General features: G+C 67.0%; 16 protein-coding genes. 3 read left to right on the plus strand and 13 right to left on the minus strand.

Annotated elements, in window-relative coordinates; all coding sequences use genetic code 11:
• Complete coding sequence (locus ACX80T_RS09050) at positions 1–915, plus strand: carbohydrate ABC transporter permease (protein WP_196867292.1); 915 nt, start codon at positions 1–3, stop codon at positions 913–915.
• Positions 916–999: 84 nt separating this feature from the next.
• Here ACX80T_RS09050 and ACX80T_RS09055 read toward each other — a convergent pair whose 3' ends face one another.
• From ACX80T_RS09055 to ACX80T_RS09075, 5 genes are read right to left on the minus strand one after another with little or no spacing between them, the layout of a single operon-like run.
• On the minus strand, positions 1,000–2,211 hold the full coding sequence (locus ACX80T_RS09055; RefSeq protein ID WP_116778562.1) for an amidohydrolase family protein: 1,212 nt from the start codon (positions 2,209–2,211) through the stop codon (positions 1,000–1,002).
• On the minus strand, positions 2,208–3,569 hold the full coding sequence (locus ACX80T_RS09060) for a formimidoylglutamate deiminase (protein WP_459304261.1): 1,362 nt from the start codon (positions 3,567–3,569) through the stop codon (positions 2,208–2,210). Before ACX80T_RS09060 ends, ACX80T_RS09055 begins: the two co-directional genes overlap by 4 nt.
• The gene (locus ACX80T_RS09065; protein WP_459304218.1) at positions 3,569–4,795 is read right to left on the minus strand and encodes an allantoate amidohydrolase; all 1,227 of its coding nucleotides are present in this window, start codon (positions 4,793–4,795) and stop codon (positions 3,569–3,571) included. The genes ACX80T_RS09060 and ACX80T_RS09065 overlap by 1 nt, the downstream gene beginning before the upstream one ends.
• Before the next feature lie 48 nt (positions 4,796–4,843).
• The gene (hutU, locus tag ACX80T_RS09070) at positions 4,844–6,538 is read right to left on the minus strand and encodes a urocanate hydratase (RefSeq protein WP_019483557.1); all 1,695 of its coding nucleotides are present in this window, start codon (positions 6,536–6,538) and stop codon (positions 4,844–4,846) included.
• Entirely contained in the window at positions 6,535–7,236 is a 702-nt protein-coding gene (locus tag ACX80T_RS09075) for an IclR family transcriptional regulator (RefSeq protein ID WP_459304219.1), read from the minus strand. Before ACX80T_RS09075 ends, hutU begins: the two co-directional genes overlap by 4 nt.
• Before the next feature lie 110 nt (positions 7,237–7,346).
• On the opposite strand from ACX80T_RS09075, the gene hutH reads away from it, so the two are divergent.
• Positions 7,347–8,924 carry a histidine ammonia-lyase gene (hutH, locus tag ACX80T_RS09080; RefSeq protein ID WP_024476928.1) on the plus strand — a complete coding sequence of 526 codons (1,578 nt, stop codon included), beginning with the start codon at positions 7,347–7,349 and terminating at the stop codon, positions 8,922–8,924.
• A gap of 5 nt (positions 8,925–8,929) precedes the next feature.
• Here the strand turns inward: hutH and ACX80T_RS09085 are convergent, their stop codons facing one another.
• Positions 8,930–9,661 (minus strand): mycothiol-dependent nitroreductase Rv2466c family protein, encoded by a 732-nt coding sequence (locus ACX80T_RS09085; RefSeq protein WP_459304220.1) that lies wholly within the window; start codon positions 9,659–9,661, stop codon positions 8,930–8,932.
• 168 nt (positions 9,662–9,829) lie between these two features.
• Here ACX80T_RS09085 and ACX80T_RS09090 point away from each other — a divergent pair, with 168 nt between their 5' ends.
• A complete protein-coding gene (locus tag ACX80T_RS09090; RefSeq protein WP_459304221.1) occupies positions 9,830–10,654 on the plus strand; it encodes a siderophore-interacting protein in 825 nt (274 codons plus the stop codon).
• A 44-nt stretch (positions 10,655–10,698) separates the two neighbouring features.
• Here ACX80T_RS09090 and ACX80T_RS09095 read toward each other — a convergent pair whose 3' ends face one another.
• From ACX80T_RS09095 to tdh, 7 genes are all read right to left on the minus strand, one after another.
• A complete protein-coding gene (locus ACX80T_RS09095; protein ID WP_019483563.1) occupies positions 10,699–11,889 on the minus strand; it encodes a cation:proton antiporter in 1,191 nt (396 codons plus the stop codon).
• 7 nt (positions 11,890–11,896) lie between these two features.
• Positions 11,897–12,379 carry a cation:proton antiporter regulatory subunit gene (locus ACX80T_RS09100; protein WP_459304222.1) on the minus strand — a complete coding sequence of 161 codons (483 nt, stop codon included), beginning with the start codon at positions 12,377–12,379 and terminating at the stop codon, positions 11,897–11,899.
• Between the two features lie 43 nt (positions 12,380–12,422).
• Entirely contained in the window at positions 12,423–16,067 is a 3,645-nt protein-coding gene (locus ACX80T_RS09105; RefSeq protein ID WP_459304223.1) for a hypothetical protein, read from the minus strand.
• Between the two features lie 2 nt (positions 16,068–16,069).
• Entirely contained in the window at positions 16,070–22,882 is a 6,813-nt protein-coding gene (locus ACX80T_RS09110) for a hypothetical protein (RefSeq protein ID WP_459304224.1), read from the minus strand.
• 163 nt (positions 22,883–23,045) lie between these two features.
• A complete protein-coding gene (locus ACX80T_RS09115; protein ID WP_024476933.1) occupies positions 23,046–24,119 on the minus strand; it encodes an NAD(P)/FAD-dependent oxidoreductase in 1,074 nt (357 codons plus the stop codon).
• A gap of 142 nt (positions 24,120–24,261) precedes the next feature.
• Positions 24,262–25,464, minus strand: coding sequence for a glycine C-acetyltransferase (locus tag ACX80T_RS09120; protein ID WP_024476934.1), 1,203 nt, complete (start codon positions 25,462–25,464; stop codon positions 24,262–24,264).
• 8 nt (positions 25,465–25,472) lie between these two features.
• A complete protein-coding gene (gene tdh, locus ACX80T_RS09125) occupies positions 25,473–26,516 on the minus strand; it encodes an L-threonine 3-dehydrogenase (RefSeq protein WP_459304225.1) in 1,044 nt (347 codons plus the stop codon).
• Between the last annotated feature and the right edge of the window lie 53 nt (positions 26,517–26,569).

Genomic DNA, 26,569 nt, shown 5'->3' on the forward strand with positions numbered 1-26,569 from the left:
ATGTCGACGACCACGCTCAACGAATCGGAACGCTCAGCACTGCCCCCAGTGAAAGCACGGCAGAAGCGGTACGGCGCCGATCAGGTCTCCGGCCGCAAAATGGGTCTCCGGATGGTGATCGGCGCCATCGTCGCACTCGTGTTCCTGCTGCCCTACGGCATCATGCTGGTGGGCTCGCTGAAGACCCGGTCAGAAATCCTCTCTGTGCCACCCGCGTACTTCCCCACCGAGGGCCTGCAGTGGAGCAACTATGCAACCATGTGGGGCACCCCGGAAACGCCGTTGCCCTACAACCTGATCTCCACGATCATCATTGCGGTGTTTGCGACTCTCCTCGTCCTTCTGGTGGCCACCCCCGCGGCGTACTACACGGCCAGGTTCCGGTTCCCGGGCAAGACTGTGTTCTTGTTCCTGGTCATCGTCACCCAGATGCTGCAGCCAGCGGTGCTGACCGCCGGCCTGTTTCGTGAAATGTTGCTGCTGGGGATCAACGACACCTGGCTGGCCATGATTCTGATCAACGCGGCGTTCAACCTCTCCTTCGCGCTGTGGATCATGCACAGCTTCTTCGCGGCGATTCCCAAAGAAATTGACGAGGCTGCCCAGCTGGATGGCGCCGGGAAGCTGACGGTGATGTTCAGGGTCAATCTGCCCCTGGTCTGGCCGGGCATTGTCACCGCCGTCATCTTCACCTTTGTGTCTTCCTGGAACGAGTTCGCGGCTTCCCTGGTGATCATGTCGACCGCGGAGAATCAGCCGCTATCGGTGGCACTGACAAAGTTCATCGGTCAGTATGCCACCTCGTGGCAGTACGTGTTTGGTATCTCAATTGTCGCGATCATTCCGGTGATCATCCTGTTCGCGCTGATCGAGAAGCGTCTGATCGGTGGCCTCACAGCGGGGGCCGTGAAGTAGCGGCGTACTTCCGCGTTCCCTTCCTGTCTCGATCATCTGCCCACCAGGTTTTGTCCCGGTGGGCAGATGGTCGTTGGTCTGGGGTCAGACGATCCTGGCGCCCTGCTTCCAGACGGCGTGGGTCAGCGGCACCCCCGGCCGGTAGGCCAGGTGGGTGGCAGCCGGTGCGTTCAGCAGTTGCAGGTCTGCCCGGTGCCCGACGGCGAGGGACCCAACCGCGCGGAGGCCGTCGTCGTCGACCCCTGTCTCCCGGTGCAGCGCCAGCGCGCCGCCGAAGGTAGCCGCCCGGACGGCTTCGTGAACACTCAGCCGCATCTGCAGGACGGCCGTGGTCACGCAGTAGGCCATCGAGGTGGTGTACGAGGTGCCGGGGTTGCAGTTGGAGGCCAGCGCAATCTCGACCCCGGCGTCCAGCAATTCGCGGCCTGGGGCCAACGGCTGGCGGGTGGACAGGTCGCAGGCCGGCAGGCACGTGGCCACCGTGCCGCGAACGCCGGAGCCCGAGCCCGGGTCCCAGCCGGACCAGGTGCCGGCGAGCGCGTCGAGGTCCGCCCCGGTCAGGTGGTTTACGTGGTCCACGCTGGCGGCACCGAACTCGACGGCGAGTTGCACTCCCTCGCCGTGGCCCAGCTGGTTTCCGTGGACGCGAAGTCCCAGGCCGCTGTCCCGGCAGGTGCGAAGGATTTCCCGGGATTGCTCGGCGGTGAAGGCGCCCCGTTCGCAGAACACGTCGGCCCAGGTCACAAAGGGGCGGACGGCGTCGAGCATCGGCCCGCAGACCAGGCGGACATAGTCCTCCGGATCGACCCCGGCCGGGACCAGATGCGCACCCAGGTATGTCACCTCGTCGACGACGCCGGCTGCGATGCGGGCGCTGCGGGCTTCGTGGCCGACGTCGAGCCCGTACCCGGTCTTGGTCTCCAGGTAAGTGGTGCCGCCCGCATTTGCTTCGGCGACCCGACCGAGCAGGAGCCGGGTGAGGTCGTAGTCCGAGGCTGCCCGGGTGGCATTGGTGGTGACGGCAATCCCGCCCGCCGCATAGACTTCACCCGCCATCCGGGCCTCGAACTCGGCGGTGCGGTCTCCCGCGAAGACGAGGTGCGTGTGGCTGTCCACCCAGCCGGGGAGCCCGGCGCGTCCGCCCGCGTCGACCCTTTCGTCTGCGGCCGGCGCATCCGATGCGGCCCCGATCCAGCTGATCCGCTCCCCCTCAAACACCACCGCAGCATCTTTCAGGACGGCCTGCTCGCGGTCCTGCGTCAGCAGTTCACCGATGTTGGTGATCAGCGTACTCATCCGTGTCCCTTCAGGGTGGCGGCCAGCAGGGCGGCCGGATCGCCAAGGTCAAGGTGTTGCCCGTCGAGGGCGATGACCCGGCCGGCGACGACGACGGCCGTCACGTCGGCGGCCGTGGCGGTGAGCGGCAGCTGGGCGGGATCGGATCCGGCGGTGCGCAGCGATGCTTGGTCGATGCTGACCAGGTCGCACGGACTTCCTACCCTGATGGCTGCCACGGGGGTAGCCATGGAGCGGGACGCACCGGTGGTTGCGGCGTTCAGCAGGTCGGCGGGGGCAAACCGTCCACGGTGCCCGGAGGCCAGCCGTTCCCCGTGTTCGAGCGCCCGCATTTCCAGCCACGGGTCGATCACCGCATGCTGGTCAGTGCCTAGGGCGATCCGGGCGCCGGCGTCGCGAAGGGCGCGGGCTGGCCCGATGCCGTCGGCGAGGTCCGCCTCGGTGGTCGGGCAGATCACTGCGGTGGTGCCCGCAGCTCCCAACAGGGTGATGTCCTCGGGGGTGAGATGGGTGGCGTGGACCGCGCTGAGTCGGTCGGTGAGCAGCCCGTGCCGGTGCAGCAGTCCGGTGGGTGTGGTGCCGTAATGCTTCAGGCAGTCGGCATTTTCTGCCGGTTGTTCCGACAGGTGAATGTGAAGGGGGACATCGGCGGGAAGGCCTGCAGCGAGGGTCCGGAGTGCCTGTTCGGGGACCGCGCGAACCGAGTGCAGCGCAGCACCGACGGTAACGAAGGCTGGCTCGAACTGTTCGGCGACGCTCCGGCGGAGGTCGGTGAACCGGCGAAGCCAGGCGTCGGCGTCGGCGTCGCCAAACCGCTCCTGGTCAGGTTTCAGTGGCGCTCCGATACCCCCGGCGAGGTAGCAGGTGTCCAGCAGGGTCAGCCGGATTCCCGCGGTGACCGCCGCGCGGCACAGGGCGAGTTCCATGGCGTGCTTGTCACCGCCGTTGATGTCACCGCGGTTGGGCCCGTAGGGTTCACCGCCCGGCTGGTGGTGAACATAGTGGAATTCGGCGACGCTGGTCCAGCCGGTGACCACCATCTCGGTGAAGACTGCCGTGGCGAGCCGTTCATAGCTGGCGGGAGTCAGTTGCCGCGCTGCGCGGTACATTTCTTCCCGCCAGCCCCAGAAGTCGCCGCCGTCGTCGTGGGTCCGTCCCCGAAGCAGCCGGTGGAAGGCATGCGAGTGGGCGTTGGCCGCGGCGGGGAAAACCACCCCGGCGAGGTCGCGGCGGTCCGCCGGCGCGGCGTCGACGCCGGCCGTCACCGCGGTGATGGTGCCACCGTCGTCGGCCTCGATGCGGACGCGCGGCTGGATTCCCCGGCCAGCGACCCAGGCCTGCTCGCACCAGAAGGTGATCACAGCAGGTCCTCCAGTACGTCGGCGAGCGCGCTGGCGGCAAGGTTTGCATCGGTGTCCTCAACGAACTCTTCCGGCGAGTGGCTGATGCCCGTCGGGTTTCGGATGTAGACCATGCCGGAGGGTACGTAGCCGGCCAGGACGCCGGCGTCGTGGCCCGCGCCGGTCGGCAGGGCGGGCACCTGGTGCTCGGAGGTGGTGCGGCGGAGGGAGTTCTGGAGCTGGCGTTGCAGGGGCGCGTCGAAGTGGACGGTGCTGCTGAAGGATTCCTCGGTGAGGGTGACCGAGCAGCCTTCGAAGGCTGCGGCCTTCTGAGCCTGGCCATGGATGGATTCCACCAGCGCCGCGGTCACCGAGTCGTCGGGGTGGCGGACGTCGAGCCAGAGGTCGACGCGGGAGGCGATGACGTTGGTCCCGCCCGGCACCGGCTGCAGGCGCCCGACCGTGGCACGGGCGTCGTCCTGGCTGGCGGCGGTCCGGCGGATAGCGAGCACGATCTGCGCGGCGACGACCATCGGATCGGCGCGGTCGGCCATCAGGGTGGTGCCGGCGTGGTTGCCCTGACCCTGGACGGTGAGCCGCCAGCGCCCGTGGCCGAGGATGGACGAGCCGACGCCAACCGGGGAGTCCAGGTCGATCAAGGCCCTGCCCTGTTCGACATGGAGTTCAATGAAGTCGCCGATGGTCCGCAGCGCTTCCTCATCGCGCCCGAGGTGTTTCGGGTCCAGCCCATGGGCGCGGCTGACGTCGGCGAAAGTGTTGCCTGCCGGGTCCTTGAGGTTCCGCACCCGGTCGGCGTCGATGGCACCGGTGAGCAGGCGCGACCCCAGACACGCTACGCCGAACCGGGAGCCTTCCTCTTCGGGAAAAACGGTCACGGCGAGGCCGCGCCGGGGTTCGACGCCGCGTTCCTTTAGTACGTCAACGGCGGCGAGGGCTGCGGCGACGCCGAGTGGCCCGTCGAACGCTCCACCCCCGGGTACCGAGTCCAGATGGCTGCCGGTGACCAGCGCGCCGGTGCGGTCCCCCGATTCGGCGTCCCACCAGCCCCACAGGATCCCATTGCGGTCGGTGCTGACCTCAATACCGAGTTTCGTGGCTTCGGCGGTGAACCATTCGCGCAACTCCAGTTCGGCCATGGAGAACACCGGCCGTGAATACCCGCCCCGAACGGAGTCGCGTCCGACGTCGGAAATGGCTCCGAGCATGTCACTTACGGTAGTCATAAAAACCTCTCCAGGGCCTGCGGGCAGAAGTGCCGGGCCGGTTGATTGTCAGTCTGCCATGGGGATACGGACCCCACGTTCCGCTGCGACGTCGGACGCGCGCTGATAGCCGGCGTCGACGTGGCGGATGACGCCCATGCCGGGATCGTTGGTCAGCAGCCGTTCCAGCTTCTCCGCAGCCAGTGGGGTACCGTCCGCCACCGATACCTGCCCGGCGTGAATGGAACGCCCGATGCCGACCCCGCCGCCGTGGTGGATGGAGACCCAGGTGGCTCCCGAGGACGTGTTCAGGAGCGCGTTGAGGAGCGGCCAGTCGGCGACGGCGTCGGACCCGTCGGCCATGGCCTCGGTCTCCCGGTAGGGGGACGCCACGGACCCGGAGTCGAGGTGGTCGCGCCCGATCACGATGGGCGCGGATACCCTGCCGTCGGCGACCAGCTGGTTGAACAGCAGCCCGGCTTTGGCGCGGTCGCCGTAGCCGAGCCAGCAGATCCGTGCCGGCAGGCCTTCGAACTCGACCAGGTCCCCGGCGGCGTCGAGCCAGCGGTGCAGGTGCTCGTTCCCGGGGAACAGCTCCTTCAGCGCGGCATCGGTAACGGCAATATCGGCGGGATCGCCGGAGAGCGCCACCCAGCGGAACGGCCCCATTCCCTCGCAGAACAAGGGCCGGATGTAGGCGGGGACAAAGCCGGGAAACTCGAAGGCCCGCGCGTAGCCGCCCTGGCGGGCCTCGTCGCGGATGGAGTTGCCGTAATCGAAGACTTCGGCGCCGGCGTCCTGGAAGCCGACCATCGCCTCGACATGGTGAGCCATTGAGGTCTGCGCCTTTTTGGTGAACCCGTCGGGATCGCCCTTCGCCTCCCGGTCCCACTCTTCGGTTGACATGCCCTCCGGCAGGTAGCTCAGCGGATCGTGCGCCGACGTCTGGTCGGTGACAATGTCGATGGTGAGCTTCCCGGCCAGGTGGCGGCGCAGCAGTTCGGGGAAGACTTCGGCGGCATTCCCGACGACCCCGACCGACAGTGCGCGTTTCTCCTCTTTGGCTGCCAGCACTTGGCGCAGGCCGTCTTCCAGGTCGGTGGCGACGACGTCGAGGTAGCGTTTGGCGGCGCGGCGCTCAAGGCGGGCCCGGTCGACGTCAACAATCAGCACCGCTCCGCCGTTCAAGGTGACCGCGAGCGGCTGGGCGCCGCCCATGCCACCGCAACCGGCGGTCAGGGTCAGCGTGCCGGCGAGGGTGGCGGTCGGGGACTTGCCCAGTTTGCGGGCGACTGCGGCGAAGGTCTCGTAGGTGCCCTGCAGGATGCCCTGGGTACCGATGTAGATCCACGATCCGGCGGTCATCTGTCCGTACATCATCAGGCCCTCGGCTTCGAGCTTCCGGAATTCGGGCCAGGTGGCCCAGTCCCCCACCAGGTTGGAGTTGGCCAGCAGGACGCGTGGGGCCCACGTGTTGGTGCGGAAGATACCGACGGGCTTGCCGGACTGCACCAGGAGTGTCTCGTCGTCTTCGAGGTCCTCGAGGGATCGGACGATGGCGTCGTAGGCTTCCCAGCTGCGTGCGGCACGGCCGGTGCCGCCGTAGACCACCAGGTCCTCGGGGCGTTCGGCGACTTCGGGGTCCAGGTTGTTCATGAGCATGCGCAGGGGCGCCTCGGTCTGCCAGCTCTTGGCGGTGAGGGTGGTGCCCCGCGCCGCGCGGATGGAACGGGTTGGGTCGTGCTGGGTGAACGACTTGCTCATGCGGATTCTCCCTGAATTTCGGTGTCTCCCGGGTGGGTGCCGCCGGGAGCGGGGGTGGCGGTGGACGTGTTGAGGATGCTGCAGGCTTCGGCTGCGACCAGTTCGCCGAGCGTGTCGGCCTGTTGCTCGCTGATGCGGTAACTGGGAACCACCACGCTGAGCGAGGCGGCGATCCGGTCACCGATCATCACCGGGGCGGCGACAGCGGTGACGTCGGGTTCAATACCGTTGCGGACCACGACGTAGCCGCATGACGGAGCCTCCCCGGCGAGGACCTTGCCGGCGGCGGTCCCGGTCAGGGGAATGCGACGACCCACCCAGCTGGTGTGTCGGACCGAGTGGGTTCCTTCGCGCACGGCAATGTAGATGCCGTGGCCGTCATCGGCGGGGACGTTCAGGTAGGCGGACTCCCCCGTCCCGCCGACCAGCCGGTCCAGGGCTGCCCCCGCCAGCGAGACCAGGGACTCGTGGCTGAGCGCCTGGGCGCCGAGCTGGACGATGCGCATCCCCGGCCGGTACCCGTCGTCGTCCTTCCGGACGAAGCCGGTGGACTCGAGGGTGCGAAGCAGTCGCAATGCTGTGGAGGCTGAGAGCGTGGCGTCCCGGGCCGCGTCGGCCAGGCTGACCACACCCCGGTCACACACGGTGCCGAGGAGGAGTAACGCGCGTTCAACGGTGCGGGTCGATGCGTCGGCCATCTGGTGCCTCCTTTTGAAGCTGGGTCTTGCATTGCTGGTCATAATGCATTTCACTTATTGAAACGCTCTTTTCATTCATTGGCAAGACTTCTTGTGAAAGCGGGTCCCAGGTGGGCAGTACCCAGACCGTCAACGTGGGCGTCGGCGCCCTTCGGCCGGACGACGTCGTCGCGGTGGCGCGGCATGGCGCCAAGGTCAGCATCCTTGAGGAGTCCATCCTCGCGATGAAAGCGTCCCGGCAGGTGATCGAGGAGCTGGTCAACGACCCCATCCCTCATTACGGCGTGTCCACCGGTTTCGGCGCCCTGGCCACCACGCATATCCCGGTAGCGCAGCGCACCCAGTTGCAGCGAAGCCTGATCCGCAGCCATGCCGCGTCCTCCGGCGCCGAGGTGGACCGCGAGGTGGTGCGCGGCCTGATGCTCGGGCGGCTCTCGACGATGGCTACCGGACGCACCGGGGTCCGCCCGCTGGTGGCCCGGACTTACGCCGCACTCCTCAACGCGGGAATCACTCCGGTGGTTGGCGAGTACGGGTCGCTGGGCTGTTCCGGCGATCTGGCCCCGCTCTCGCACATAGCGCTCGCCCTGATGGGTGAGGGGGACGTGCGGGACAACGACGGCGTCCTGCTGCCCGCCGCGCAGGCGTTGGCCGCCGCGGGGATCACCCCGGTGGAGCTACGCGAAAAGGAAGGGCTCGCCCTGATCAACGGCACTGACGGGATGCTCGGCATGCTGATCATGGCCTCGGCGGACCTCCACCGGCTCCTGAAAACCGCCGATCTCGCCGCGGCCATGAGCGTTGAGGGACTCCTCGGAACGGACAGCGTGTTTGCCGCCGATATCCACGCGCTCCGCCCCCACCCGGGCCAGATATCCTCGGCCGCGAACATCCGACGGCTCCTGGCGGGGTCGCCGCTGATCCAGCAGCATTCGGCCAGTGAACTCAGCGAACACCGCAGCACCCGGGTGCAGGACGCCTATTCGCTGCGCTGCGCCCCGCAGGTCCATGGCGCCGCGCGGTCAACGCTTGCCTACGTCGAATCGGTGGCTGCCATCGAACTGGGATCGGCCATCGACAACCCGGTGGTGACCGTTGACGGTCGGGTGGAGTCCAACGGCAATTTCCATGGCGCCCCCGTAGGGTACGCACTCGATTTCCTGGCGATCGCCGTCGCCGATGTGGCTTCCATGAGCGAACGCCGCACCGACCGTTTCCTGGACAAGGCCCGCAACCACGGTCTGAACCCGTTCCTTGCGCATGATCCGGGTGTCGACTCCGGCCACATGATTGCCCAGTACACGCAGGCCGGGATTGTGTCCGAACTGAAGCGGCTCGCAAACCCCGCCTCAGTGGATTCCATCCCCTCCTCGGCGATGCAGGAAGACCACGTGTCGATGGGCTGGTCAGCCGGTCTCAAACTCCGCCGCGCACTGGACGGGCTGACGCGGGTGCTGGCCATCGAGATCCTCACCTCGGCGCGTGCCCTGGACATGCGCGACGGCGGTCTGGCCACCTCGCGCAGTGCAGTCGGGCCGCACGCGGTGCGCGCGGCCGTCCGTCAGGTGGTCGAAGGACCTGGCACCGACCGGTACCTGGCGCCGGAGATTGAGGCGGTTCGTGTCCTGGTGGACAACGGATCTTTGCTCACCGCGGTGCAGGATGCGCTGGGCGACGCGCTGGCCTAGGCCACCTACTTTTTGGTCCGGCGGCTACCGCCGTGCCAGTCCTCCTGAACACCGGTGTCCCCGGCTGGAACGCCCAGTGCGGGGAGTTGTGGACGCTCTCTGAGGCTGCGCTTCAGCTCTGCAAACCCGGCGAAGCCAGCCAACCCGACGACGTGGTCCCACAGCTGGACTGCCCCGTCATCGCTGGGCAGACGGCTGATGACCGGGCCGAAAAACGCCACCCCCGTGGGCGGCTTGAAGTGGATGATCGGGGTGCCCACATCCTTGCCGGTGAGGGCCAGCGCTTCATCACCTTCGGACTGGATCAGGCTGTCGAACCCTGCGTCGTCGAGCGCAGCAGCCAGGTCGGCAGGCAGCCCGGCACTGGCCAGGATCTGTTCAGCGAACGCACGGGTGCCACGACGGTCCACGGCCGGATCGCCGTCGTCGGGAACCGGGTCCGATTCGAAAATGTGCTTGCCGCAGGCGGCGTAGAAGGCTCCCACCGCCTCTGGTCCCTGCTCGACGCGAGCAAGTGCGGCCACCCTGAGCAGCCGGAGCCCTGCTGTGTGCCCGGCCTCGTATTCCGGCGGGAAGTGCGAGGCATAGTCGAGGTGCGAGTTGATCAACCGTAGCGAAATGAATCGCCACTCAACCGCGTAGTCCCGCTGGCCCATCACCTGGCGGACCCATTTACTGGTCATCCAGGCGAAGGGGCAGACGGGGTCGAAATAAAAGTTGATGTCGGCGTCGCTCACGCCCCAACGTTAAAGTGCCTCTGCACGTAGGTCAACCATCATGCACCCCTTGGATGCAGTTAATTTGTACATAGCTGGTCAGGCGTTTTTACGGGTCGGGGTAGGGTCAAACTACCTGTTTTCGGGGCCCGGAACCCGGTTCCCTACGAGCTAAAGGAGTTCGACCCCATGAGCGTTGCCCCGGTGCGCAAACCCAAGCCGCAGACTGTTCTGACTGTCCAGAGCACCGAGTGGTTGACCCCAGCCATGGTGCGGGTGGTGGCGGGGGGCGAGGGGTTCACCGCGTTCGGGCGCAATGAGTTCACCGACAGGTACGTGAAGATCCATTTCGCCAGGCCCGAACTCGGTCTGGTGCCCCCGTACGATCATCAGGCACTCCGGGAGACACTCGACCCCGCCGACCTTCCCGTCACCCGGACCTACACTCTGCGCTGGGTGGACTACGCCGCGCAGCGTCTGGCCATCGACTTCGTGGTGCATGGCGACGAGGGGCTTGCCGGACCGTGGGCGGCCGCGGCCCAGCCGGGAGACACCCTGGTGGTGACCGGTCCCGGCGGCGGGTACGCTCCCGATACCACCGCCGACTGGCACCTCTTCGCCGCCGATGAAACTGCCATGCCCGCTGTGGCCGCGGCGCTGGAAACACTCCCGGCCGACGCCGTCGGGCTGGCCTTCATCGAGGTGGAAGACGACGCCGACCACCAGGACCTCACCGCTCCTCCGGGTGTTGACCTCGTCTGGTTGTACCGCCGCGGGACCACCGCGGGCGCCCTGCTGGCAGCGGCTGTGCGGCAGGCACGGTGGCGCACCGGCCGGGTGCAGGTTTTTGCACATGGGGAGCGGGAGGCCATGAAGCAGCTCCGCGATGTCTTCTTCGTGGAGCACGGCCTGAACCGCAGCCAGGTATCACTGTCGGGCTATTGGGCGCTGGGACGGACCGAGGACCGGTTCCAGGCTGAAAAGCGGGAACCGGTCGGCAAGATCCTCGACTGAGCCGTATCCGTGCCGGAGTGCACGAAGGGCTCGTGTCGGGGTCGCTAACCCGCGGGAAGCGGCTCGGGACGGGGTTTGCGCTGCAGCAAGCCCATCGCCGGCTCGACCAGGCGGGCCGCAACCGGACCGATAATCGCGGTCAGCAGCACATATGCGGTGGCCAGGGCAGCCAGTTCCCCGGTCACGGCGCCCGACGCGACAGCCAGCCCGGCGATCACAATCGAAAACTCACCGCGGGCAATCAGCGCCACGCCGGCCCGCGCACGGCCCAGCCGACCTACCCCCTGCCGCCGTGCGGCCCACCACCCCGTCCCGATCTTCGTCAGGGCGGTGATGAAGGCCAGGAGGACCGCGACGCCGAGCACCGGGGGAATCGTCGCAGGGTCGGTGTTCAGACCGAACACGACGAAAAAGATTGCTGCAAAAAGGTCCCGCAGGGGTTCGAGCAGACGGGTGGCGTTGGTGGCTGTCGCTCCCGAAATCGCGATGCCGAGCAGGAACGCGCCGACTGCGGCGGACACCTGCATTGCCGCGGCAACGCCAGCCACCAGAAGAGCCGCACCGAGCACGGTCAGGAGGAAAACCTCACGATCCTTGCTGTCCACCACCGCTGAGACCACGTTCCCGAACCGCAGGGCAATGATGAGCACCACGGTTACGACGACGAGGGAGATTCCCACCGACTGCATGCCACCGGCGAAACTCGCGCCGGCCAGGACGGTGGTCAGAATGGGCAGGTACACGGCCATCGCCAGGTCTTCGAACACGAGCAGTGACAGGATCACCGGGGTTTCCCGGTTACCCAGCCGGCCCAGGTCGGTGAGCACCTTCGCCACAATGCCGGACGACGAAATGTAGGTCACGCCACCCATCACCATCGCCCCCACCGGGCCCCAGCCCAGCAGCAGGGCGACCACGGCTCCGGGCGTGAAATTCAGGACGATATCCAGGACGCCGGAGAGCCAGGACTGCCGAAGCCCGGTCACCAGTTCTTTGGCCGTGTATTCGAGGCCCAGCATGAGCAGCAGCAGGATCACACCAATTTCACTGGCGATCTCACTGAATTCGTTGAGCCCCTCCAGCTCGATCAATCCACCGTTGCCGAAAAACAGCCCGCCCAGGAGGTAGAGCGGTATGGGAGAGAGACCAATTCGACCGGCAAGCCGTCCAAGGACACCGAGGCAGAAGAACACCGCCCCCAGTTCGATTAATGTCAGTGCGCTGCTGGCCTCCAAACCAGCCTCAGCCGCCGCTGAGGATATCGGCGGCAGCGTCCAGACCTTCGGCGGTCCCGACGGCAACGAGGAGGTCTCCGGCGTGCAGGGTGAAATCGGGTGCTGGCGATGGCTCGACCCTGCCCTCGCGCAGGGCAGCCACCACTGAGACACCGGTGCGGGTTCGCATCCTGGTTTCGCCGAGCCGGTAGCCGTCGAACGGCGACCCGCTGATAATCAGGAACTGGCGGGTGTTCACACCGGGAAGATCCCGGTGCTCTTCGGTCAGCTGGGCCACCAGTTGGTGGGCGCCGAGCAGGTTCCCCAAAGTTGCGGCTTCGTCGGCCGTCAGTGGAATGGATACCAGGCAGGCGTCCGGGTCGTCCTGCCTGGAGATGATCAGGGCGGTTTCACCATCACGCTGGGTGACAGTTCCGATGCGGCGCCCCGAGGACGTCACAATGTCTTTGCGCATGCCAATGCCGGGCAGCGGCGTCTTATCGACCTTCATAGCGCTAATTCTAGACCTGTGGGGCCCCGGCGTTTACCTCTTCCTAAAGGCGAAACGGTGGCCGTAACCGGAGCTGGATGCTTTGCTCCGCACTCCGGCCATCGGGGCCGGTCAGCCGGACGGTGATCCGATCCGGTGCCGCCGGGCTGTATACCCAGTACTCCCCCGCCCGTGAGGGATACCGCCCCACCTGGGTCCGGGTGGAGGCCGCCTCGGGGGTCGCCACCGGAACCTCCTCAAGATTGCCGTCAATGACCACCGGCCTGGGTGGCCGCCCCGGGAAAGGCCGCCCCGGGAAAGGCCCACTGGCACGGGGCCGCAGGGTCACCCGCAACCGGAACGAGCCAGCAGGAGTGGCCGCAGGAGGCGTACTGCTCTGCCACTCAGCGAGCACCCCGGTCAGGGGCTGCCGACGAGCGAGGGCGAGTCCGTTGATTTCCGGCGCCGGCAGCAGCGATCCGGGTGGGACTGTCACGGTTTCGGTGCTGGTCCGGCCCAGCGGATCGGTGATGGTCACCCTCACCTCGATGATGTCCCCGGGGTCGGCCCGGCGGAGGAGTGCCCGATAGCCGGTCGGCGCTCCGGCGAGGGCTTCAATTCGCCAGAATCCCGATCCGGTGGTGGGTTCCACCTCGGTCACCAACCCGAGTTGTTCGGAGGAGTCGATTAACGCGGCCCCGAGGGGGACGGTTGCGGCGACGGAAATCCGGTGGGTGCCCAGCGGGCTGCGCACGGCCGGGGCCCGGCTGGTCCAGCTGACCAGCACCTCCCCGGGACCGCCCGCACCGGGTGCGACGGTCAGCGCAGAGAGGTCGGGGGGCCCTGCTGGGGGTACCACCACCCAGGCGGCTGAACTCGCATCCGAGCGGTCGCCGAGGATGCCGCGGGATGGGTCGTCGCTGCTCCAGACGGTGGCCCGGTACCAGAGCCGTTTCCAGGAACCGTCAGGGACGTCGAACCCGTCCAGGGTCCGGATCCCGCCGGGCGCCGGGCCCGCACCGATGGTCCACCCGGGTGTGCTTGCGGACACGGCTGCCACGGGCGGTCCCATGGTGCCCAGTGATGCGACAGCCTCGTCCACCCGGACCCGGTGCAGTTCCACCCGGGTCACCGCTGCGCCGTCGCGCGCACCGACCAGCACCCGGGCCTTATAAACACCCGCATCCTCCACCGCATGGAGCTCAAGGGTCGGCGGGGCAGGCTGGGACCGGCGCGGAACCGCGTAGGCAAACCATTGGTCGGCCGCGTCAGGCCCGGACGGCCAGGGCGCCTCGACCTGGCCGGCGCTGACTCCAATGATCACAAAGGCGTGAATGTCGGTGGTACCGCGGGGCAGCGTTACATCGGCGGATGTCCCGGAGACCAGGGTGGCGTTGCGGCGGGTGAAGGCGCGTCTGGAGGGATCGTTGTTGAAGACGTCCTTCATCGCCTCGAGCCGTTGGGACAGTGGGGCCTCCAGATCAGCCGGTGGCAACCCGGCGTTCTGCAGTAACTTGGTCTCGGTGGATTCGTAGATGGCGTAGCCGGCCACCGACCCGGCGGACGACCAGGACAGGCGTGCATGAGATTCCCCGTTTGCGTCGGGGAGGCTACCCAGGGCCACCGTTGGCAGGGTGTTCATGACAACTGCTGGTGGGCGTGGATCCGAGGTCGTCACGACGCTGGGATCCGCCGGCCAGGCGCCCCACCGTTGGGGCAGGACCCGTTCCCTCCCGATAGCCCACAGCGCCAACCCGATATGGCCCGATGCATCAAAGTCCAGGCTGAAACCGGGAATCCGCAGACGGTATCGCCGTTCCCGCTCCCCCTGCCCCGCGGGGCCCATCTCCACCACCGCGTCGCCCGCAAGATTCAGGCCCGTCAGGGTCATCCCCCCGCCGGAGCCTTCATCGCCAACGAAGACGACGTCGGCAAACGCGCCTCCCCCGCCGAGGCTGCGCTGCAGCCCACCGGGCACCGAGGTATCGGGGGGTTGCGAACCGTGAAGCGGTGCGGCGAAGAGTCTGCCAGCAAACCGGATGGCCAGCGGCCCCCTGGCGGACCAGTCCCACAGGAACTCGACCTCCAGTTGCGCGGCAACGAGGCTCCCCGCCGTCGGGCTGCCCACCGCGGTCAGGGCGGCACTGACAATCCTGACGCCGTCGACGGCCGGTTGATCAACGGTGACTCCGGCGGAGCGCCATTTGCTCCACAGCCCGTAGAGGTCCTGATGTGCGACAGAGTAGCTCGGAGAGATACTTCCCGGATCGGTCGGGATGGGAATTTCGCGGTCGACCGCCGAAATCCTGTGCGGGGCCGGGTCCCCCTCCACCGGGGCGTCATTGATGATGCCGGGCAGCCAGCCGCCGCCCACCCGAGGGGGCAGCAAGGACGACGCCGCGAGGTCCCCCGGGCGGGACACCCGGGCGAAAGCGAAGCTGCGTGGACGAGCCAACGGGGTTGCCAGCGGCCGCTCCCACCCGGTGCGGAGGGACGTCCGCCACGGCGCGTCCCTGTCCATCGGGCGCAGATAGCCCATGGTCCGCACCAAAACCCCGGCCGGCGCCAGCGGTGCAATCCCGGGCTGCGGCGACGGGACCACCGCCGCGTAGGTGCGTTCTGCCGATTGCCCGTCAAGACCTTTCTCGTAGGTGGCTGTGACCAGGTAGTCGTAGCCGCTGCGCTCGCCGTGATCGTCCTTGGGCAGCTCATCGGGCCCGTACGCTGTGCCCATGCCGAGGGTGAGCGCGGCATAGGGATCCGCTCCGGCCGCCAGCAGCGTCATGCCCCACGGTGAGACCAGCGAGGTGGTGGGACTGCCGGGCGCCGAGCCGCCACTGGAGTTGGCCGGTGGCGGCATGGTGATGGCAATGGTCCGCCCAGCGTGCTCCTGCGGCGGGTGGGAGTTCGAGATGACCGCCAGGTGGTGCACCAGCGAGGCGTTGGCGTCATCGATGACCGCCGTAAAATCCGGTTCCTGCCAGCCGGGCGCGGTGATTCCTGCCGTGAGGTGCGGGTCCCAGCCCGACGACGGCGCGCCGCGTTCCAGCCGCTGTCCGGCAGCCGTGACGGGGTCGGTGAGTGCCGGTGCAGGGCCAGAGGCGTCCACCAGCATGCCCTGCGGGTGGCTGCCGTAGGCGGTCCCCGCCCACCGTGCACTGTCAACGGGCAGACCCACATGCTCCAGTTCCTCCCACCCCATTCCCTCGTCATACTGGGCCAGGTCGGTGCCCAGAATCGACTCGATCACAATGCCGGGGTCCACCAGGAGGCCGTCCATCGCCCCGGCACCAATCTGGACGGCTCCGGCCCCCGGCTCGAAACGCCTGACAGCCACGGCGCCTGAGGTGGTGGGCCAGCCGGCAAAAGCGTAGATGTAGCCGGCAGCGCCGCTGAGGAACAGGTGGGCGGTCACCAGCCGGGTCCCGTGCCAGGTCACCAGGGTACGCCCGCCCAACGAGGGGATGACGACCGCACGGAAGGTGAAGTCGGTGCGTTCGGCGCGCATGGCCGGCCGGCGCCAGACGCTGAACGGCCGGCTGGGTATGCCGATCTCCTGGTTGGTCAGCCACCGTAGCTGCACGTTCGCCGGCCTGACCTTGAGGGTGCGTGAATACTCTTTCAATCCGCCAAGGGTGCGGGCGTGAACCGCCCAATTGATGGCGACGCCCTCGGCCTGGAACCGGCGGGAATTGAATACGTAGCTCATGATCAGTCAGTCTCTTCCCACGGCGCGGAGGTGAGTTGGAGGTCGGCGATGGTAAACGCACTATCTGCGGCCGCCGGGCCGTCGAGATACGTCTCGGGTTGCGCGAGACGGGCCAGGACCAGGGTCAGGCGCTTGCCGCGGGACCCTGGTTTGAGGGAGACCAGGGCACGCTGGCCGCCCGGCCCCATCACCATCCGGTCCACGACTGCGCCAGCGCTGGGCCTCTCAGCGAGCTCCAGCCACCTGCGCTGCACCATCTTGTAGCGGCGGTTGCCGGCTACCGCCGAATCCACCTCTTCGACTGCCACCCCACGACTACGCCACATTGGCTCTGACGCATCGATGAGGACAGCTGCCGGTTGGGGGACCGAGCCCGGCGCCGCAGTTTCCCAGAACACCACAATCTGACCGGATTTAGGCACGCCCATCGGCTCCAGCCCCGCCGCAGTGAGCGCCTGGTCAAGTTCGGCGCCTTCCGGAGGGCGCGCCGCGAAGGATGCGGCAACGGTCTGCAGCGCCGCCGGCGCAGCGTACCGGTGCACAATCTTGGCGTCGGCGAACGACCCACTGAACTCTTCGACCGAGGCGTAGGCGCCGGTGCTGAAGGAGCGGCGCCAGATCACCTCACCCTGCGCGCCGTCGGGCGCCGTCAAATCGGCGGTTTCCACATCCATGATGTAGTCGGTGTAGCTCTCAAGTTCCACTCCCACGGTTTCCACCGAGTGCCTGACGCGTTCCTCATCCACGGGGATGCAACTGCCGGTCAGTACCCCAGCCAGCGCCTGCTCCCAGGGTGATAGGACCGCCGCCGCGACGAGCTCCGGGTTGTTGCCTCCGGCTGCGGTCCAGGGCCGCAACACCAACGGGTGGACGAAGCCGGGTTTCGCCTGGATGGGGCGGAAGGCTGAGGACCGCAACCGCACCTGAAGCCGTTTGCCGTAGGCCGCGAACATCCTGACCACGTTGGTGGTGCCGAAAATGATCTTGATGGGTTCCCCGGTGGGAAAGTGCTGCTCACCCTCCTGCGGGGTGCTGCCGAGGATCCAGGGGTCGAGTCGCCGGGGTGGCAGATTGTCGGTTCTGAAGAAGAACTGCTGCGGGGAACTGGCGACGTCGACGGCCGTTCCATCGGTCCCGTCGGGAAGGACGGGTCGAGCCTGCACGGAGTACCCAACTGTTGCGCGGTAGACGGTGTCGGGGTGGAGCAGCGCGTGGTCGTCCGTGTCGCCGCCGAGGACATTGGCGACCGCGGCCTGGCGGGAGTCACGTTCGGTCTGGTCCCAGTCGAAGCGCAGGAACTCGGCGGTCCGGGTCAGTTCGGTGCCGGCCAGATAGTAGCCGCGGGCGTCGAGGCGCTCGTTGATTGAATCCTCGGGTGGCATCCCAATCTGAAGGTGGTCAGCCTTCACGCCGCCCTTAACCTCAACGACGACGGGGAAGTACCCCAGCCGGGTCATGGCCGTGGCTTGCTGGCTGAGCAGGAACGTGTCCGCACCCCAGGGTCCGGCAGCGTCGGTCCAGCGGGCGGGGAGAGTGGTGACGGCGGGGGTGACAACGTCCCTGGAAAGTTCATTTTCCTCGGCGTCAAAGGCACAGACCACGAGTCCGCCCTCCAGCAACTCTCTGCGCACCAGCAGATACAACACCACCGCGGTGAAGGGGCCGGTGCGCAGCACCACCGCATTATCGAGTGGCCCCGGCTGGAATCCCGCGGCTTTCCAGCCCTCGTGGATGTCTTGTTTCCGCTCTTCGTCACCGTGGTGCATGGGGTCACGGGCGTCGTAGACGGGTGCAGCGAGCGCCCGGCTGGAACATTTGGCGCGGCCCTGCTTGATCGGAACACCATCCAGCAGTTGCGCCCGGTGGACGGTGAGGTCGGGGTCCGGGTTGGTGACCACATCGCCCCAGTCGACGCGAGGCAACACCGTTTCCTCTGGCTCCTTGCCTCCGAGGGCCGCGAGGACCGGGTTGTTGGCCTCGACTGATCCGTCCAGTTCGGGACGACGGGTGTCCGCCCGGTTGGCTTCCCTGACCTCCGGGCAGGTCACGGCGAGCCCCTCAACCTGGGCGGGGACGACGGCGAGGAGACTGTCGACCGAGAAGTCGCCCGAGCGCCAGCGCTCGGTCACGGTCAGGTGGTTGTCCGGCGGTATCGACCGGTGGCTTCCCGGCGGGTCCGGCCAGGGCAGCCCGGTAAGGTGCCAGCCGGCCTCGGATGGCCCCAGGGGTTCGCCGAGGAAAGTGAACAGGACCGACGTCGGCGGGGCAATGGGATCACAGATGGTTCCCCAGCTGTCGGTGACCGTCTCCTCGAGCGAGTACCCGGTTTCGACTGCCTTGGGGGTTCCCTCCGGGAGCCAGCTCAGGAGCGCCAGTTGGGCCGACAGGGCCGTGTCGCCACTTTTTTGTTCCCACCAGGTAGCCGGTGTCGATCCGTCGGTGAATCCCCCCGGCAGCACACCGCCGTCGGGGCCCACCGGGTCGAGCTCCACTGAGGTCAGGGTGAATTTATAGGACGCGGATCCTTTCTTGACCCATCCCCCGGGAGCGACTCCGGTGCTGCCGGCCAGCACCTCGCCCTTGAACCGAACTGCCGGATCGGCGACCGGGGGCAGGTTCATCATGAGTACCGGAATGGCGTCCAGGGGAACACCATTCTCGGGGTCCACCGCGGCCAGGGATTCGGCGGCGTCGGCCAGGCCGCTGTCGATCGGTTTGTCGACGCCTGAGCCCTGGACTAGCGCCGGTGACCTGCCCACCAACTTGAGGATTTCGACCAGCGGCGGCGGGGGCGGGGTCTGGATCGCCGTCTCGCCAAGTTCAAAAGTGACGCAGCCCTGCACGGAGAAGAACAGGAACTTCACCCGTCCGCAGATCTCGCCGCTGATGCGTGACACCTTGGCCGGGTTGCCGCCGATCATCTTCTCCCCCACGAAGACGTCCAGCTTGGCCCAGGCGCTCACCTCAATGATGAAGAGGTGAAGGCTGCCCCGGACATACAGGATCCCGGCGAGGCAGAACGGGTCGAACCCCACCACCGCATCAAAGCCGGCAGCGAGTTCGGCGTAGAGGCCGCTACTGCGGTCCCCCCATTCAAACGAGACGTGGAGGCCGGTACCGATGGAGAATCCGTAGACTTCGGGCAGGTTGTCCAGGGCAAGCCCGTTGCCGGAGAGCATCAGGTAGCCCGTGCCGTCGAACACCTCAAGGATGTTGGCGTGGATGGGGCTGCGCTGCCGGCCGAGGTACAGGTGCCAGTCCGCCACATCGGTGAAGTTGAAGAAAGCTTCGACCGGGATATGGAGTTCCAGCAGCGGTGAGATGTCGAAGTCAATGGAAATGCCGATGGTGAGAGTCCCGCGCCCCATGTCGAGGTCGATGACGGCCAGGAAGGTGCCTTCGGCGTTGCCGCCCAGGTTCGGCATCACGGCCAGCAGCTTCGCCTTCATGATCAGCAGTAGCCGCGGGCCGGGCAGCTCCAGCATGATCAGGCCCTTGAGATTGAAGATGACGCTGCTGCCCATGGTGCCGAGGATTGCGCCAACACCAAAGGCCCAGGTGTTGACCTCGGGCTTCCAGAACTCCAGGTTCAAGGGGTTTCCGCCGGTGGCCCGGAGCCAGGCCAGTGCGGGTGCCATGTCGGAGGTGTCGATGTCGGTCAGGTCGCGTGCGTAGTTCATGGCGAACAATCCCATGAAACCGTAGATCCCCAGGCCGCTCTGCCCCAGCGGGATGGCGACCGGGAACTCGACCTCAAGTGCGACGATCACGCCGGTGGCCGGTCCGCCGTCCTCCTCGCTGATGTTCGCCACCCCCACCCCTGCGGCGATCCGCACCGACACGGGAACGATGGTCAGGTCGAGCTGCCCCTTTATCTCGCTGTCGTTCATTTCCAGGTAGCCTTTGCCAGCGATGGCACCCGGAATGTCGATGGAGGCGCCGAAAGCGGTGATCGCGAAACTGAACGGTTCGAAGGCAACCCGCAGCCGGGCCCGGTCGATGCTGACGACGCCAAGGTCGACGGCGAAACCCAGGTCAATCTCGAAGATGAGGGGATTGTTGCGTGCCACCCGTGCGCCGAGTACCTGCAGGAGCTCGCCGAGCGGTTCGGCAATCTTCAGCCCGCCGGGACCTGCCACCTCGATGGAATAGCCCTTCGCTGCGTCAAACACCGGCCGGAACTGGAACGGCTGACCGGCAGCGCCGTCCCCGAGCCTGATGCCCACCGCCTTGTAGCGTACCGAGAGCGGGGCCTCACGGGTGATCTCGACGAGACCAGCGATGTCCATCGAGATGGCCGCCTCGACGTCGAAGAGCACCACCAGTTCATTGGCGCCGGGGACAGCGTTGAGCAGGATCTCGCCGCCGTGCCACACCACCCTTTCGGTCTTAACAATCTCCGAGGAAGCAATGCCCGCCGGGATGGCGAGCATCGCGGCGGTGACCCCCATCTGGACGATGGCCCCCTCGTTGGCGACCGCCCCTGCCGTCTCGGAGAGCAGCGGCATCAGGACCACTGTGGCGCCGAAGAAGTCCAGCCCGAACTCCGGTGCCTGCAGCGCCTCTCCCGGCCGGATCCCCCACAGGTAGAGTCCGTCGGTGTCCTGGGGGTGGGCCCCATACTGGGCGGTCATCCTCACGGAGCCAACAGCCTCGTCGATTTCGATCAGGAACCGGATTCTGATGATGCCGTCGGCGGGGTTGCGGCCGATGGCCCGGGCCGCGCTGAGCTCGCTCCCCGGGGTCATCTGCCCGGCTAGCCGGTTCTCGGCGGCGGTCTGGATATCGAACTCTCCGAACACTTCGCAGGAGACGAAAGTGTTCCTGACGATTCTGACGACTGTGCCCAGTTTCCGGAACCAGGAAGGCGGGTTGGTGCGGGTGCCGGGGTCGGCGTCGGGGGTGGTCAGATCGGTGCCGGGGCCGGTGGCTTCCTCCCGCCACAGTTCCGCCGTGACCAGCGTGTCCCCGGTGCTCACTGGCGGCCAGGTCGCTTCCGCTTTCCAGAAGGTCCGCCGGACGTCGAGGGCTGGCCCCTGCCCCGTCCACCCCGACATGTCGGCGGCAGCGGTGATCACCGGGTTCCTGCCGGTGAGTGCGGGCTCCTGGCAGAGCCGTTCGATGCGAAGTTGGAGGGCATCGGCGCGGCGCCGGGCAAGCCGTTCGTTGTATTGGCGGACCGTGGGTGTGTCGGTGCCCTCGAAACTGGCGTACCCGCTGATGGAGATGGGGTGCCCGGCGGGGAGCGCCGCGAGGAGCGGGCGGAGCGTGTCGTCGGAGTCGGTGCCCTGCGTCCAGGGGGTGGCGGCACCCGCATTGGGTGCCGGGGCTGACCGGCTTGGCGCCGCGGATTCGGCTCCCGGGTCCGGTGTGTCAAAGCGGTAATAGGCGGTGGCAGCCCCCACGGTGGTGGTCCCGGGAAGCCTGGCCTGTACCGAGAAGCGTTGGCCCGGGCCGACGTTGACGGACAGCGTAGCCCCTGTCGTTGGCGCACCGCCGTCGACCCGCCATTCGGTGGTGGCCGCTGTTGCCGTGTCGACGTCGAGAGTGAGGACAACCGTCGTCGTCGTGCCCGCGACGGTTTCAGAGTCGACGCGCAGGCGCGGCGAGGCGGCCGGGACGGTACCCGTGGTGGTGCTGACGGTGCGAAGCTGGGCGTTGGTACCACCGTCCGGGACCGTGGCGAGGGCCGACGTCGTCAGGGTGAGGGTGGCGGTCTGTGGAGTGCCGCTGGTGTCCCTGACGGTGATGACGATGTTTCGGCTCGCGTCGGTGGAGAGATCGATGTCGGTGACCCTGCCGGCCGGCTGTGCGACGCCGTCGACGGTGATGGTGAAGGTGTAGGGGGCCAGCCCGCCTTCAACGTCGGCAACCATCCGGGTGAGAGGGGGCAGGGTGACGGTGCGGGTGCCGCCGGTGCCGACCGGCGAGTAGCAGCGCCCGGCCGCATCGTAGAAGCGCGCCCCGAGTTTGAGGGCTCCTGCGCCCTGGTAGGCGACGGTCAGGTCGAAGTCGCCGGACACCCCGGAGGTCGCTCCGAAGCCGATGAGGAGGTTCTTGGCACCGGCGTCGACGCAGAGGTCGCGGGCGCCGTTCGGAGCCACGAAGAGCCGGATTTCGGGGAGATAAAGGCCCTGCCATTCGGCGCCGAGGTTGAGCAGGTCGAGGACGTCGGGTGGGGTGGCGTCACCGGAGAGATCGAGCATGCCGGAGCGGAATCCGAAGCCGACCACGTCGGTGGACCCGATGAACGCGAACGGAGGCTGCATGGTGACGAAGGAGGCAATGGCGGGATCGTCGGTGCCGGTGTCGCCGAGACCCAGGAACCTGGCGTCGGTGCCGCCGTCGTCGCCGAAGATCTGGAAGTCGACGTCCGGCAGGGTGAACGTGACGTCAGGATTCTGCGGATCCGGGACCAGCTCCCCCGGGCTGGGATGCTTGGCTCCGCGCAGGAACGGGGCTTTCAACACAATATTGCTCAGGCTCAGGTCGAGGGTGAAGTCCTCCCCGCCCAGTCCCGGGACCTGCAGTTCGAAGGTGAGGGTGGTGTTGCGGACGTCAATCCACGAGTTTTCACCGAAGGCGTCCTCTCCACCTGCGGTCGCGGCGGGGGTCCAGACCAGTCGTTTGCTGACGACGTCGACGCCGAGTTTCAGCCCGGCGGCGAAGGACACCGAGCCGGTGACGGTCACACCGCCGGGGTTCGAGGGGGTTTGCTGATCGTCGACGGTGAACTCGTCGAGGGCTTCCCCGAAATCCCCGAGCTCCGTGCCATCACCGAGCAGGGGTGTGAGTGTATCCAGTAGTGAAGGCATTGCCCAGCTCCTCAGCGGATATCCAGCACGTCAGAATGGAACGATTATGGACCCGCAGTAGAAACTCGACAACCAAAACTCTTGGTTATTTAAAACGTATGTGTTAATTTATTCGATTGTATTTTTGGGCCGGCCCTTTGGGGTCGGGTTTAGCGGGTCGGGTTTAGCGGGTCGGGCGCAGCGTGTCGGCCAGCAGCGGGAGGTTGCTCTCCTCGCCCAGGATCAGTGCGGCCGCCAGTTCAGCAATCCCCGACGACGTCTGGAAACCGTAGCCGCCCTGGCCAGCCAGCCAGAAAAACCCGGCGGCTTCGGGATCAAACCCGACCACCGGCAACCCGGCTTTGGTCGAGGTTCGCAGCCCGGTCCAGGCGCGGTCGATTGAGGTGATTCCCAGGGTGGTCGCCTCATTCAACCGGTGCAGTAACGCCGTCAGGTCGGCGGCGACCGGTTGGGCGTCCTCGGGAACGCTCGGCACCGATTCGCAAGGCGAAATCAGTGCCCCTGCCCCTTCGCGCCGGAAATAGAAGCTGTCGTCGGCGGCCGCGACCATCGGTGTTCCCGGTGCCAGCTCGCCGGTCATGCGCACGACGGCGGCGGTCCGGCGGTAGGGCCGGAGCCCCTGGATTTCCACTCCGGAGATCACCGCAACCTCATCGGCCCACGCCCCCGCGGCGTTCACGAGGACCGCTGAATGAATGGCGTGCGCGCCGGCCCCGACATTCCACCCGTTTTTCAACTGTTGGGCCGAGTGGATCTTGGCCCCGGTAAGGACCGTGACACCGGCGCCGAACGCTACCTGCCGGTGGTGGTCGATCAGGGCAGCGGAATCGAGCCCCACCGAGGTGGTGTCAATGCCCGCGGCGGCGAACGTTTCCGGCCGGAGCTGCCGGCACAGGGACAGCGCTTCCTGGTGGCTGATCGCGGTCATGGCGCCACTGGAGCGTTCAGCGACGTCCTGCTCGGATCCGATCAGCATGAAGCTGCGCGGCGCAAGGAGTTGGAGGTTGTGGTCTTTTTCGGTGGTGCGCAGCAGGTCGAGGGTGCGATTGGTGAGCTGCTGCACCGCGGGAGGTCCGTAGCTGGGGATGAGTTGCCGGGCTGATCTGGAGGAGGCGTGGTAGGCGAGCTCCTGTTCGGCCTCCACGAGGACCACCGTGCAGTGCCCGGCGAGCCGCGAGGCCAGGGACAACCCGGCGATGCCGCCACCGACAATCAGAACATCAGCGTTGAGTGCCATGCCTGCAGCCTACCCGGCGGCCCGGGTCGATTCCGGGAGGACAGCAGTTCGGTGAGCAATACGGACGCCGGGGGCGTGTCACCGAACCGGGTTCACGACGCCGGCCGGGCTTGCTGGGTGCCGGGGCTGGACAGTTCGCTGGCTAGGTGGCGGCCGCGACGTCGTCGCGCGCCCCGATGAACGCCTGCACACACGCCTCGATGTCCTCGGCGCTGTGGGCGGCGGACAGCTGCACCCGGATCCGGGCGGCACCGCGAGGCACCACAGGAAAACTGAACGCCGTAACAAACACGCCGCGAACCAGCATGGCGTCGGCGGTCTTGGCCGCCAGTGCGGCGTCGCCGAACATCACCGGGATGATCGCGTGCTCGCCGTCGAGCAGTTCGAAGCCTTCCTCGGTCATCCGGCGCCGGAACAGTGCCGAGTTTTCCTCGAGTTGCGCCCGCAGGTCGGCGCTGTTCTGGACCAGGTCGAGGGCGGTGAGGGTGGCGGCGACGATTGACGGTGCCAAAGAGTTCGAGAACAGGTACGGCCGGGCACGCTGGCGAAGGAGCGCGACGATCTCGGCGTGCGCTGCGACGTAGCCGCCAGATGCCCCGCCCAGTGCCTTCCCGAAGGTACCGGTGTAGATGTCCACCCGGTTGGAGACTCCGGCGTGCTCGGGCGTGCCGGCTCCGGTTTGGCCCATGAAGCCGACCGCATGTGAATCATCCACCATGACCATCGCACCGTACTGCTCGGCGAGGTCGCAGATGGCCTCCAACGGAGCGAGGTAACCGTCCATCGAGAACACCCCGTCGGTGACGATCAGGGTCCGGCGGGCTCCTGCGGCCTCCTTGAGCTTCGCTTCCAGATCGGTCATGTCACGGTTGGCGTAGCGGTACCGCTGGGCCTTGGACAGTCGGATGCCGTCGATGATCGACGCATGGTTCAGCGCATCAGAAATCACCGCGTCTTCGGCAGTCAACAGGGACTCGAAGACCCCGCCGTTGGCGTCGAAGCACGAGGAGAACAGGATGGTGTCTTCGGTGCCAAGGAATTGTGACACCCGGGCCTCGAGTTCCAGGTGGAGATCCTGGGTGCCGCAGATGAACCGGACGGAGGCCATACCGAACCCGCGGTCATCGAGCGCCTGTTTCGCGGCGGCGATGATGTCCGGGTGATCGGCCAATCCCAGGTAGTTATTGGCGCAGAAGTTCAGTACCCGCTGGGGGGCGCCGTCGAGCGTTGCCGCTTCAATATGGTTGGACTGCGGGGAGGAAATCCGCCGCTCATTCTTGAACAGACCCGCGCTGCGGATACCGTCCAGCTCCTCGGTCAGCTGATCCTGAATGCTCGTGTACATGATGCTCCTTAGAATCCGGTCCAGTCCAGGACCACTTTGCCGCTGGCCCCGTTGCGTGCTGTATTAAAGCCCTTCTGCCACTGCGACGCGGGCAGGGTATCGGTAACCACGCTAGAGATCGCCTGCTGCAGAATTGGGTTGGACTGCAGCATGGCGCTCATGGCGTACCAGGTTTCGAACATCTCGCGGCCGTAGATGCCCTTCAGGGTGAGCATGTGCGTGACCATCTTGGCCCAGTCGATGGTGATATCGGCTGACGGCAGCCCGAGCATGGCGATCCGGCCGCCATGGTTCATGTTGTCGATCATCTCCGGCAGGGCCGTGGGGTGGCCGGACATCTCCATGCCGACGTCGAACCCTTCCCTCATCCCGAGCTGGCGCTGCGCGTCAACGATCCGGGTGGTGCTGACGTTCACGGCCAGGTCAGCGCCGACGGTGAGTGCCAGATCGAGCCGGGGCTGGAAGACGTCGGTGACGGCAATGTAGCGAGCGCCGGCGTGGCGGGCGACGGCGGCAGCCATCAGTCCGATTGGTCCGGCCCCCGTTATCAGCACGTCCTCGCCGACGAGGGGGAAACTCAGGGCAGTGTGGACTGCGTTGCCGAAGGGGTCGAAAATGGCGCCCAACTCCGGGGTGATGCCTGCGGGGTGCACCCAGACGTTCGGTTCAGGTATCACCACAAACTCGGCGAAGGCGCCGTCGCGCTGTACGCCGACGCTGGCGGTCCTGATACACATTTGACGGCGACCGGCGCGGCAGTTGCGGCACGTTCCACAGACGATATGGCCTTCACCGGAGACCCGGTCGCCCACCTTGACGTCTCGCACGCCGTTGCCGAGTTCAACCACTTCACCGTAGAACTCGTGCCCCGGAATCAGGGGTGCGTTGATGGTGCTGGCGGCCCATTGGTCCCAGGACTCGATGTGAAGATCGGTGCCACAGATCCCGGTGGTCATCACGCGGATCTTGACTTCGCCGAGGCCCGGCGTCGGTTCGGGCCGGTCGACCAGTTCGAAACCGGGGTGCGGACCGGACTTGTAAAGCGCCTTCACTGAGGGGTTCCTTCCACCCGCACACGGTAGGTTAGCGTGGTACGCCCCGGCGC

Source organism: Arthrobacter sp. Sr33, assembly GCF_054511195.1.